This window comes from Methanoculleus taiwanensis, assembly GCF_004102725.1.
Taxonomy (GTDB): Archaea; Halobacteriota; Methanomicrobia; order Methanomicrobiales; family Methanoculleaceae; genus Methanoculleus_A; species Methanoculleus_A taiwanensis.
The window spans coordinates 844,554-856,811 of sequence record NZ_LHQS01000001.1 but is presented as its reverse complement, the minus strand read 5'-3'; the positions used below and the strand labels follow the sequence as shown (position 1 = coordinate 856,811).

10 protein-coding genes are annotated in these 12,258 nt (G+C 61.4%); 5 read left to right on the top strand and 5 right to left on the bottom strand.

Translation table 11 applies throughout. The annotated features are described in order from the left end of the window. Positions 1–29: 29 nt before the first annotated feature. Positions 30–980, bottom strand: coding sequence for a substrate-binding domain-containing protein (locus tag ABH15_RS04370; protein WP_241647999.1), 951 nt, complete (start codon positions 978–980; stop codon positions 30–32). A 246-nt stretch (positions 981–1,226) separates the two neighbouring features. Between ABH15_RS04370 and hisD the strand changes: the two genes are divergently transcribed. Next, positions 1,227–2,474, top strand: coding sequence for a histidinol dehydrogenase (hisD, locus tag ABH15_RS04365; RefSeq protein ID WP_128693126.1), 1,248 nt, complete (start codon positions 1,227–1,229; stop codon positions 2,472–2,474). Positions 2,475–2,501: 27 nt separating this feature from the next. Here hisD and ABH15_RS04360 read toward each other — a convergent pair whose 3' ends face one another. Further along, positions 2,502–3,797, bottom strand: a complete 1,296-nt coding sequence (locus tag ABH15_RS04360; protein ID WP_128693125.1) for a HEAT repeat domain-containing protein — start codon at positions 3,795–3,797, stop codon at positions 2,502–2,504. 177 nt (positions 3,798–3,974) lie between these two features. Between ABH15_RS04360 and ABH15_RS04355 the strand changes: the two genes are divergently transcribed. After that, the gene (locus ABH15_RS04355; protein ID WP_128693124.1) at positions 3,975–6,428 is read left to right on the top strand and encodes a heavy metal translocating P-type ATPase; all 2,454 of its coding nucleotides are present in this window, start codon (positions 3,975–3,977) and stop codon (positions 6,426–6,428) included. Positions 6,429–6,435: 7 nt separating this feature from the next. After that, a complete protein-coding gene (locus ABH15_RS04350) occupies positions 6,436–6,582 on the top strand; it encodes a YHS domain-containing protein (protein WP_128693123.1) in 147 nt (48 codons plus the stop codon). A gap of 126 nt (positions 6,583–6,708) precedes the next feature. On the opposite strand, the gene ABH15_RS04345 is transcribed toward ABH15_RS04350, so the two are convergent. Then, positions 6,709–7,416, bottom strand: a complete 708-nt coding sequence (locus tag ABH15_RS04345) for a dolichyl-phosphate beta-glucosyltransferase (protein ID WP_128693122.1) — start codon at positions 7,414–7,416, stop codon at positions 6,709–6,711. Further along, complete coding sequence (locus tag ABH15_RS04340) at positions 7,410–7,925, bottom strand: DJ-1/PfpI family protein (RefSeq protein ID WP_128693121.1); 516 nt, start codon at positions 7,923–7,925, stop codon at positions 7,410–7,412. The genes ABH15_RS04345 and ABH15_RS04340 overlap by 7 nt, the downstream gene beginning before the upstream one ends. 405 nt (positions 7,926–8,330) lie before the next feature. Here ABH15_RS04340 and ABH15_RS04335 point away from each other — a divergent pair, with 405 nt between their 5' ends. Beyond that, a complete protein-coding gene (locus tag ABH15_RS04335) occupies positions 8,331–11,303 on the top strand; it encodes a DUF7507 domain-containing protein (protein ID WP_128693120.1) in 2,973 nt (990 codons plus the stop codon). A 111-nt stretch (positions 11,304–11,414) separates the two neighbouring features. Here the strand turns inward: ABH15_RS04335 and ABH15_RS04330 are convergent, their stop codons facing one another. Then, a complete protein-coding gene (locus ABH15_RS04330; protein ID WP_128693119.1) occupies positions 11,415–11,645 on the bottom strand; it encodes a hypothetical protein in 231 nt (76 codons plus the stop codon). A 105-nt stretch (positions 11,646–11,750) separates the two neighbouring features. Between ABH15_RS04330 and ABH15_RS04325 the strand changes: the two genes are divergently transcribed. After that, on the top strand, positions 11,751–12,158 hold the full coding sequence (locus tag ABH15_RS04325; protein WP_128693118.1) for a PaaI family thioesterase: 408 nt from the start codon (positions 11,751–11,753) through the stop codon (positions 12,156–12,158). The last annotated feature ends 100 nt before the right edge of the window (positions 12,159–12,258 follow it).

The following is a 12,258-nucleotide window of genomic DNA, read 5'->3' as shown; positions in this document are numbered from 1 at the left end:
GTCCGCATTCATTGACAGGGGGACAGCGTTTATACAGTCACATTCTCGGCACAGGTGCAGTTGAAGGGCGGCTCTGTGCACTCCGGCGGATACAGAGGCGTGAAGAGCGGCTGACCGAACTCCTCCATGCCATACTCACCGATGAACTGTTTGGTGTCGTTCGAGATGAGCCAGTTCGTGAAGTTCACCGCCTCGGGGTAGTTCACGCTCGGGCAGGTATCCGGGTTCACCTGCATGACGCTGTAGCGGTTCAGGAGATCGTCTCCTTCGGTAACGAGCTGCTCAAGATCGAGGTCCTGCTGGAATGAGAGGAACGTTCCGATGTCGGAGAGTGTGTAGGCACCTCTCTCGTTGGTGAGCGTCAGCGTCTCGCCCATCCCGCTTCCGGATTCAAGGTACCAATTGCCGGAGTCCCGGATATCATCGGTGTAGTTGTATCCGGCGGCTTCCCAGATCTGTATCTCCCGGGTGTTTGTTCCGGATTCATCACCACGGGACACGAACTGCACGCCCTCGGTCCCACCCGTGCCGGCCTGGTAGATCGCCTGGAACGCTTCGGTGGGAGTCATGTTCATGATGCCTGCCGGATCGTCCGGCGGCCCGACGATGATGAAGTTATTGTAGGCAAAACAGCGCTGGTTGACGCCGTAGCCCTCATCGATGAACTGCTGTTCAAGCGATGGTGCATGCACGAGGACGACGTCCACATCGCAGCGCTCTCCAAGTTCGAGTGCCTGCCCGGTGCCGGTCGAGGTGATCTGCACGTCGACGCCGCTCATGTTCTCGTACATAGCTTCGAGCTCGTCGAGCAGCCCGGTGTCGTAGAGGCTCGTCGTCGTTGCAATTCGCAGGACATCCGGATTCGCCGGTTCGGATGTCTGTTCGGTGCCGACCGGCTGGGCGCAGGCCCACGCCGTGCAACAGATCAGCACCAGCAATGCCACGATACCCACACGGGGCATCCATGATTTCGGAGTCATAGGGTCTGCCACTACCCCACCAATAGTATATTAATATTATTATAAAACAAGTTAAATAAATATGGAGTAGATATAACCGGGTTAACAAACCGGTATTCCACGCTATTCTCCAGGAGTCTCTTCTACAGTTCGCACAACGGATAACTGCCCCGGCTCCACACCCCATCCCGCCGTTCCCGTTCCGTCGTGCCCGGCACGCCGCTCTATCGAAACCGTAATAATCAGGGCCTGACAACCATCTCTCCCATGTGGAAGGCGCTGGATATCGATACGTGGATTGCCGGGCGGCGCTCGAGCCTCGACGCGGCGAAGGGATCGGCCTCCGAGATCATCGGGAGAGTACGGGCGGAGGGAGACGCGGCACTCTACGACCTTACGAAGAAGTTCGACGGCATCGACCTTGCCGAGATCGCGGTCACCGACGAAGAGCGTGAGGAGGCCTACGAACAGGTCGACACGCAGCTCGTCGAGAGCCTGATCGAGGCGGAAGCACGGATAACGGAGTTTCACGAGATGCAGCGCCCGGAGGATCTCTGGCTCCGGGAGGTCGAACCCGGGATCATCCTCGGCCAGAAGGTCTCGCCGCTCCGGCGGATCGGCGCCTACGTTCCGGGAGGGAGAGCCGCATACCCCTCGACCGCCCTGATGTGCACCGTCCCCGCCCGGGTTGCGGGCGTATCCGAGATCTGCTGCTGCACGCCACCGCCGACGAACCCCATTACCCTGGTGGCGCTCGATATCGCCGGAGTCGAGGAGATCTACCGCGTCGGCGGGGCACAGGCGATCGCGGCGATGGCGCTCGGCACCGAGACCATCCCGAAGGTCGAGAAGATCGTCGGGCCCGGAAACGTCTACGTGACCGCAGCGAAGATGCTCCTCCGCGAAGAGGCCGAGATCGACTTCCCGGCAGGTCCAAGCGAGATCGCGATCGTCGCCGACGGCACGGCGAACCCCGAGTTCATCGCCGCCGACATCCTGGCACAGGCGGAGCACGACCCCCGGGCGGCCTGCGTCCTCATCACCACCGACGCCGGCGTTGCCAAGGCCGTCGGGCACGCCGTCGAGCGGATGGCGGGAGCAGCGGAGCGTAAAGAGATCATTGCCAGAGCGCTCGAAAACTCCGGGTTCGTCGTCGTCAGCGACCTCGACGAGGCGATCGAGGCTGCAAGCGGCATCGCGCCCGAACACCTCTCCATCCAGGTGGCAGACCCGCTCGCCGTCCTCTCCCGTGTGCGGCACGCAGGTTCCATCTTCGTCGGCCCCTACGCAGCGGTCGCCTGCGGCGACTACGCCTCGGGGACAAACCACGTTCTTCCGACTGCCGGATACGCCCGTCAGTACTCGGGACTCGACGTCCGCCACTTCTGCACGACCTCGTCGGTGCAGGTCATCTCGCGTGAAGGGCTCGAGGCGATAGGGGATCTCGTCGAGACGATCGCCGACGCCGAGGGGCTCGCCGCTCACGCAGAATCAGTCCGGATCCGTCGCCAGTAATGGAAAAAAGAAGAATTATTGCCGGAATCAGCGGGATGTGGGTGGTGGCGGCGGTGCCTGCATGGTGCCCGACCGCGCCTGCATCCTGCTAATGGCATCCTCCGCAACGCTCCTGACATCAGGGTCAGCATCCTGTGTCAGCTGCCGGAGAGCATCGTGTCCACGGGTATCCCCGATGAACCCGAGCGCTCCTGCCGCGTACAGGCGCACCCATTTGTTCTCGTCCCCCATGGCGTTGATTAAGGGTTCCACGGCCGGAGAGCCGATCTGCACGAGGGCTCCACCCGCCGCACCTCTGACGTCGTCGTTCTCGTCATGAAGCGCCCTTATGAGCGGATCGACGGCAGCGGGATCCCTGATATCCCCGAGGACGCCGGCGGCGACGATCCGGGTATCGGGGTCGGGGTCACGGAGCAGATCCGAGAGCGGCGGAACCGCAAGGCTCCCCGTCATCTTCGAGAGCGCTCCGGACGCCTGGCACCGCACATCGTCGTTCTCATCCCGAAGAGCGCGAACGAGGGGTTCTACCGCCCGTTCATCTCCGATCTCCCCGAGGATTGCCGCCGCATAGACCCGCCGGATCTGAACCCCCCAGGTGCTGGCAGGCCCGACGCCCGGGATAGTCTCCCGCGCATGAAGCGCCTCATGCCCCCGCACATCCTCAGGGCCGCCGAGAATATCGTGCTGCGCCAGATCACCGTGCCGGAGACCCTTCCTGCTGCCGACATCGGCAGGTCCGCCGAACATCTGGTGCTGCGGGAGCGGCTCTTCACGGAACTCCGCCTTCGCCTTCCGCTCTACATCCGCAGGCCCGCCGAGGAGATCCTGCTGGGTCATGTCCCCCTTCCGGAGGCCCTTCTTCGGTCCGATATCCCCGGGCCCAGCATACATATCATGCTGGGGAAGGTTTTCACGGCGGAGCGATTCCCTATCTTCAGGCTCTACGTCCGCAGGGCCGCCGAAGATATCGTGCTGCGCCATACCCTCCCGGACTTCGCCGCGGCGCTCATACCTCTCGCTCCACCCGGGTTCTTCGAGCACCCGTATCAGCGGGTCGACCGCCGGACTCCCCAGCATCGCGAGTGAATCGGCGGCAGCCTCCCGCACACCCACCACCGGATCGCCGAGTGCCCCGATGAGGGGGTCGACCGCCGCCGGGTCTCCTATGGTGCCGAGCGCCAGGGCGGCACGCTGGCGGGTCAGCGCATCGGGACTCTCCAGCGCCTCGATCAAGCCGTCCACATTACCCTCCGATCGCAGCAGATCGACGTTATACCGCCTCCTCTCCTGCGCTTCCTCCGTAACCACATCTCGCCTCTGCATCAGTATCGCCTCCGCAACGGTCTCCCATTGCAGGCGAACAATATAATAATATTTTCTATAAAAATGGCAGAATAGTATCGCCCCCACCCCCCATAGAAGAGAGGAACCCGCGGCAGAACGTACAGCGGCGGCGTGGGGGGTGCACCTTTATGGGAACGGAGGACAAGGAGGATACATATGCCGGAGGAGCGAAAGCGAGCGGATCTCAAGATATCCGGAATGCATTGTGCATCCTGCGCTCTTAACGTCGAGAAAGCGCTCCGGGATCGCGATGATGTCTACGATGCCCGGGTAAACTTTGCGGAGGAGACCGCAACCGTCGAATATAATCCAGAGAAGACGAACCTCACCGAGATCGAACGGACGGTGGGCGAGGCCGGATACGGGGTCATCACGAGCAGGATCACGCTGAAGATCGGCGGCATGGTCTGTGCGAGCTGTGTGCAGGTGATCGAAGCCTCCTTACGCGATCTCGACGGTGTCCTCGATGTTCGGGTGAACCTCGCAACGGAGAACGCCCATATCACCTATACCCCCGCCACCGTCTCCGTCGCCGATATGAAGGCGGCGATCGAGGATGCAGGCTACCAGTACCTCGGCATCGAGGGGGAGGTTGCTGAAGATGCGGAAGAGCGTGCGCGGGAGAAGGATCTCCACGACAAACTGCTCCGGTTCTCCATCGGTTTTGCCGTGAGCATTCCCCTTTTCTTCGTGATGCTCCTCGGGCTTCCGGCGCTGGTCGATCTCCCGGTCTCGATAAACCTCATCATGCTCGTCATCACCGCTCCGGTCTTCGTCTACGTCAGTTACCCAATCTTCCACGCAGCCCTCGGGGCGCTCTCTCACCGGACGCTGAATATGGATGTGATGTACTCGATGGGTATCGGCGTCGCGTACGGCGCAAGCATCCTCGGCACCTTCGGTCTCGTCCTGACGCCGGCGTTCAACTTCTACGACACTGCGGTGATGCTCGCCTCGTTCCTCACCCTCGGCCGCTACCTGGAAGCGCGGGCGAAAGGCAGAACCTCGGATGCAATTAAAAAACTGGTCGGCCTGCAGCCGAAAACCGCAACGGTGATCCGGGACGGACGCGAGGAGGAGGTGGCGATAGACGACGTAGAGGTCGGCGACGTCCTGCTGGTCAGGCCCGGCGAGAAGGTGCCGGTCGACGGAGCGGTCGTGGGTGGCGAGAGCGCAGTCGACGAGTCGATGATCACGGGCGAGTCGATCCCCGTCTACAAACAGCCCGGAGACGAGGCCGTCGGCGGAACGCTGAACACGAGCGGAGTTCTCAGAGTGCAGGCGACACGAATCGGCCGCTATACGGCGCTCTCGCAGATCATCAGGCTGGTGAAGGATGCCCAGGGATCAAAGCCGCCGGTCCAGCGGATCGCCGACACGGCGGTGAGTTACTTCATCCCGGTCGTCCTCACGATCGCTATCGCCGCGTTCGCCGCCTGGTATGTCGCCCTCGACGCGACGCTCCTCTTCTCGCTCACCGTGCTCATCTCGATCCTCGTCGTCGCCTGCCCCTGTGCGCTCGGCCTTGCAACCCCGACGGCCGTCACCGTCGGGATCGGACGGGGAGCGGAGATCGGCGTGCTGATCAGGAACGGTGAGGCGCTCGAAGTCTCCGAGCACCTGACGACGATCGTCTTTGACAAGACCGGGACGCTCACCCGGGGAAAACCCGACGTCACCGATGTTGTAGCGGCCGGTATGGACGAAGAGAGGCTCATCGGCCTTGCCGCGAGCGTCGAGAGGAACTCGCAGCACCCGCTCGCCGAGGCTATCGTCAGAAAGGCTGATGCCATCGGTATCCCCCTCGGCGAGGCGACGAACTTTGCCACCTTCGGCGGCCGGGGCGTCAGTGCTGCCGTGGACGGGACGCTCGTGCTCATCGGGAACCCCGCATTTCTGGAGGAGCGGAACGTCTCCCTCGCACCGTCGAGCGCTGATGCGATCGGCCGCCTGCAGGACGAGGGGAAGACCGCCGTCCTCGTCGCCGGAGACGGGAAACTCGCGGGCATCATCGGGATCGCCGATACCCTCAAGCCGACGAGCGAGGCCGCCGTCGCCGACCTGAAGAGGATGGGGCTCTCCGTGATGATGATCACCGGCGACAACGCCCGGACGGCGAACGCCATCGCCCGGCAGATCGGGATCGATACGGTGCTCGCCGACGTGCTGCCGGAGGATAAAGCACGCGAGGTGCAGAGACTCCAGGAGAAGGGAGAGAGCGTGGCCTTCGTCGGGGACGGGATCAACGATGCGCCCGCGCTCGCCCGGGCGGACGTCGGCATCGCCATCGGAAGCGGCACGGATGTCGCCATCGAGAGCGGGGATATCGTGCTGATCAAGGACGATCTTACGGACGCCGTGGCCGCAGTCCAGCTCTCGCGGAAGGTGATGGGCCGGATCAAGCAGAATATCTTCTGGGCGTTCGCCTATAATGCCCTCTTAATCCCGGTCGCCGCAGGCGTCCTCTACCCGCTCTTCGGGATCATGTTCCAGCCCGAGCTCGCGGCACTTGCGATGGCCTTGAGCTCCGTCACCGTGGTCTCGCTCTCGCTGCTGCTCAAAGCATATATACCACCGGCGAAGAGAGGAGTCCTGCCACGCGGAGGATGAATGAATCATGGCAGTCGATCCGGTATGCAAGATGGACGTCGACGAAGCGTCCGCAACGTTCACGTCCGAATACCAGGGGAAGAAGTACTACTTCTGCGCTCCCGGGTGTAAGAAGCTCTTCGAGAAAAACCCGGAGAAGTACCTACAGGGGTGAAATCCCCTCCTCCGGCTCCGGAACGGCAGAGAGATATACTCAAAAAGCAAGAGTATTTTGAGAAACGGCGAGAGATCATGCCCGATTTTTATATAGCAGCATACGGTTTACGTGATCGTCCCGGGATCACCCGAGCCGGAGACGCAGCATTCCGGTGAGCATCCCGAAGACATCGGATCCACCGACCTTCGATGCGTCCTTATTCTCCCAGACAATCGAGATCTCGTCGACAGAGAAACCCTTCTGCCGCAGCCGCCAGAGCAGTTCGACATCGAACTCAAATCCCGTCGCCCGGAGATCGGGGAAAACAGCCTCGAGCGCCTCTCGCCGGAAGACCTTCGCGCCGCACTGGGTATCGCGATACTCGAGCCCGAAGAGCACCTTCACGATCAGGTTGAAGAGGCGGCTCTGCACCCGCCGCGTGAGGCTCTGTTTCACCACGAGGACTGCGCCCGGAACCCACCGGGAGCCGATCGCACCATCCGCCTTCCCGAGGCGGTCGAAGAGGCAGACCATCTGATCGATCGCCGTCGACCCGTCGGCATCCATGTACCCGACGTATCTCCCCCCGGAAGCCTTCATCCCGGCAAGCACCCCCCCGCCTTTTCCGAGGCGGTGATCGAAGACAAGGCAGCGGATACGAAGCTGCGGCCGCTCGCCTGCAAACGCACGGATGATATCGGCGGTCGAGTCCGTCCCGTCGCAGACGAATATCAGTTCTCCCGCAAAAGACGAGACGTCGGAGAGGAGGTTTTGTATTCGCGCCTCCTCGTTGTAAGCAGGGATCACCAGCGTACAATCCCACGGATGCACCTGCGCCGAGTCGCTTAGCATGCCAGCTTCGATAAGATCACGTCGGCAAATTCCGCAGCGGCTGCGGGCCCGTTCGCGGTAACATACTGCATATCGGCGGCGACCGGAATGTCAAGGAGATTGGCGCCACCCTTCTCCATCTCCCTGACGGATTCGACGCTCCGGTAGACCGTCGCCCGGCGTCCGGCGAGCAGTCCGGCCCGTGCCAGAACGACGGGAGATAGGCAGATTGCAGCGACGACTTTACCCTGCGCCGAAAATTCCTGTACAAGGGAGATGAGGCGATCATTGTCCCAGAGGTACTCCGGCGACCCGATACCACCCACCACGACAATGCCTGCATAGGCATCCGGATCAACACAGTCTATCGTCAGGGTGGCCTCTGCGGTGCCCCCCAGCATCCCCGTGCACGTTCCGGATGCCGTCGAGGCGATGTCATAGTCGACCCCGGATTCCTCAAAGACGCGGACCGGCTCTTCGAGTTCTTCGTCACGGTAACGCTCCGGCGCGACGACGAGCAGCAGCTTCATAAGTACGTATTGTTCACAGTTCGCCAATAAGAGTGTTGGTGTACTCGCCGGGCTCTCCGGAATACCTCTGCCAATCAGCCGCCAGACTCGCGATCCAGCCATGTATTGCCGCTCTTTTCCGCGGGTAGACCGCATGAAGGCGCTCCGGCCAGGATCGACCTTTTCATCCCCGAACCTGGGGGGGGCACTCCACGTGCAGTACCCGGAACTGCCAGTGGAATGCCCGGCGAACATCTGCGGATCATATCCATAAAAACATTATTATAATAAGTATGAGATGTTCCGTTGCATCCATTTATCAGACATTCTGAGCCGGTAAAGGCAATCCATATGACATCCACCGATCTTCCGGTGCCCAAACACTGCCGGCTTGCCTGACTGCTCGGAGATTCGGAGGTGCATATTATGGAATGGGAACGACGATACACGTATCTGATTTTTGTCATGCTCTGCCTCTCCATTCCGATCGCCGCGACAGCCGCGGTCGATCTTACGGTTGTCTGGAACAGGACATACGACGGGGCTGACGGTAACGAATCCGCGCATGCCATCATGGAACACCCGAACGGGTCAGGATACCTCTTCGCCGGAGAAACCGACTCGTACGGAGACGGCCTGACAGATGCCTGGGTCGTCAACATCACTACAGAAGGCAACGAGACCTGGAACATGACCTACGGCAGAGGGGAGAATGACACTGCCCGTGCCATAATCCCCGCTCTCAACGGCACGTCACTCTTTGCAGGCACCTACACCTTCATCACCAACAGTACCAGGAGAGATACCGATGCCTGGGCAGTCGCGATCAACGGGTCCGGCGGTGAGATCTGGAACCAGAAATACGGCGGGGGAGAGGTCAACGCTACGGCCAATTCGGTTGCCGGGGCACCCGACGGAGGATACCTCCTTGCCGGTTCGATCGAGCCCTATGGGACGGGGCTTTCCGATGCCCTGGTCGTGAAGGTGAACGAGACCGGCGGAGAAGTGTGGAACAGAACCTACGGACGATCTGAAACAAACGAAACCGCCAACGCCATCGTGACCGTGCCCGGCGGCGGCTACGCCGTTGCAGGCGCGAGCGCATCCGCGGGGTCAGGTGGGACCGATGCCTGGATCATCATGATAGATGCGAACGGCAGCGAAGTATGGAACAGAACCTACGGTGGAACCGGAGACGATGAAGCCCGGTCGCTCGCCGTCACGACGGAGGGCGATCTCCTCGTGGCCGGGACGTCCGCAGTAACGAGTGACCAGAACCGCACCGATACCGACGCTTTCGTCCTCCGGCTCGCCGATAACGGCAGCAGCGCCTGGAATGTGACCTATGGAACACCCGACGACAATACCTCGGCGAACGCCGTGATCACGACAGACGACGGCGGAGTCCTCTTTGCCGGTGAGCGAGGAACGCAGGGAGCGGTAAATGCCGATGCACTGCTCGTCAAACTCGACGTCGACGGCAGGGAGAGCTGGAACTGGACCTACGGCGGCATCTTCAGAGATCGGGCGAATGCTGTCCTGCAGACCGCAACGGACGAATACGTCTTCGCCGGGACGTTCACGACGGCCACGGCGCCGTCGAACACAACCGATGCCTGGGTCGTGAAACTCCGTGCGGTCGTGCCGCCGACACCGACGACGCCAATTCCAACAACGCCGGCACCAACACCGACAACACCAACACCGACGGCTCCGCTCCGTCCCGGCATCAATCTCACCAAATACACTAACGGCATCGACGCAAAAGTCCCGCCGGGACCGAACGTCACTGTCGGAGACATAGTGGCGTGGACCTATTACGTCACGAACAACGGGACCGCTCCGCTGCTGAACGTCTCAGTGACCGATGACCGAATCGGTTCGATCAGCGGGCCGGATGCCGGGGATGCGAACACCAACGGCATTCTCGATCCGGGGGAAACCTGGATGTACGGGAGAAACGGCACGGCGGTGAACACGGCGACGCTACCCGGCGGATACTATGAGAACAACGCCACAGTCACGGCAGAAGATGCAAACAAAGCCCAGGCCAATGCAACCGACGTGAGCCACTACACAAGCGCCGCCATCAACTTCACCAAGTTCACCGAAGGTCAGGACGCAGAGACGCCGCCCGGACCATATGTCTTCGCCGGAGGCCCGGTGACATGGACATACCAGATCATAAACGACGGGGCCGTGCCTCTCACGAACGTCCAGGTGACCGACGACCAGCTCGGGCCGGTCAGACCAATTGCAGGCCCGCCTTTTGAGATCAACGGCAACTACGACGACCTGCTCGATCCCGGAGAGACGTGGATCTTCGAGATCAAGGGCGTAGCCGTAGACACATCGACGCTGCCCAGCGGATACTACGAGAACAACGCCACGGTCACGGCGGACAATCCGGACGGGAATCCGGTAACGGCGAGCGACGTGAGCCACTACACCAACGCGGCCGGACCAGGTGCAATCAACATCACCAAGTACACCAACGGCGAGGATGCCAAAGAACCGCCGGGGCCGGCCATCTACCCCGACGACGAGATAACCTGGACCTACGAGGTTACGAACCACGCGACCGTTCCGCTCGCGAACGTTCAGGTGACCGACGACGGGGTAGGTCCTATCACAGGACCCCCGACCGGCGATACGGACAATGACGGTGAACTCGATCCGGGCGAGACATGGACATACACCATAATCGCCAAGGCTGCAATAGTAATAGGCCTGCCGGGCGACTACTACGAAAACATCGCCACGGTCACAGCAGACGATCCGACCGGGCAGCAGGTGACCGCAACCGACATGAGCCACTATACCAACCCGCCGGCAGAGGGCACGATCGCCGTCACCAAGTACACCAACGGCGAAGATGCCAGTAACCCGCCATACCCGGAGATCGCGGCCGGAGACCCCGTCGCGTGGACTTACGAGGTCACGAACCCCGGGACGGTGCCGCTCATAAACGTCCAGGTGACCGACGATCAGGCCGGCCCGATCGCAGGACCGAACACCGGCGATAACGGCAACGGTCAACTCGACCCCGGCGAGACATGGACGTACACTGCAGACAATGCGGCACAGGACCTCCAGGGCGGCGTCTATGAAAACACCGCCACGGCCACGGCAAACGATCCGACCGGGCACCAGGTGACCGCAACCGGCGTGAGCCACTACGTCAACCCGGCCGCACCAACAACCGCACCGACGACGTTACCAACAACTACAGCAACAACTCCACCGACGACACCACCAACAACTACAGCAACAACTCCACCGACGACACCACCAACAACTACAGCAACAACTCCACCGACGACACCACCGACGACTCCACCAACAACCACAGCAACAACTCCACCGACGACACCTCCAACGACCCCACCGACGATCTGACCGGTATGCTCCGCGGATCTCCTCCGGGAACCGCGAGCGTAATGGAGAGCAACGTCTGAAGAAAAAGGGGGGAAGTAACACAGGAAGGGGAAGGAATCCCCCACCCATTTTTCACTGATGCTTCTCGACGTGCTGACGGAGCGCCGTTCCGGGCCGGTACTTCTCCGCCATCGCAAGCGCCACTCCCCGGAGCGCCGCGTGCTCTTCCAGGCAGGTCGCCGGAGGGGCTTCTTTTCGCAGAATCGATGACGTGTTCTCGGTTATCTGGATCAACTCCGTAGCGATCACGGCGTTGAGCCAGACAAGATCGCGGAGCATCTCCCTGATCTCGTCCTGTTCCATACAGGATGAAAGGAAAGAGCGCCTCATCAGCATTTCGATCCTCCGCAAGGCCAATGGCAACGCTTATTGAGCGAGATCGCGAATTACCCGGGAGAGAGGTAACCGATGGAGTATCTTGATGCACTTGCCGCGCAGGGGAGAGACGCCAACCCCTTCTTCCGGCTGATGGAGATCGAGGTCGGGACGTACGGAGACGGCGGCGCGGATCTCTCGATGCGGATCCGGCCCGATATGCTGAACGGCGCCGGGTGGCTCCAGGGAGGCGTCTTCGTTGCTCTCGCCGACGAAGCGATGGCGCTCGCCCTCTGCACCGTCCTCGAGGAGGGCGAGGGGATTGCCACCATATCGGAGAATACCAGCTTCTTGCGGGGGGTCTCGAGCGGCACCATCACCGCAACCGCCCGCGTTATCCGAAAAGGACGCCGGGTCGCCTTCACGGAGGGCGAGATCACAAGCACGGACGGAACGCTGCTTTCGCGAACAACCGCATCGTTCGCCGTCGTGAAAGCGTGAACCAGAACAGGTGCCGGACCGCCACCACTCATTTCAGGGGCAATACCTTTGTCTATACCGCGCGTATATTATTTAAGCTGAAGCAGGAAGCGATCCAGCT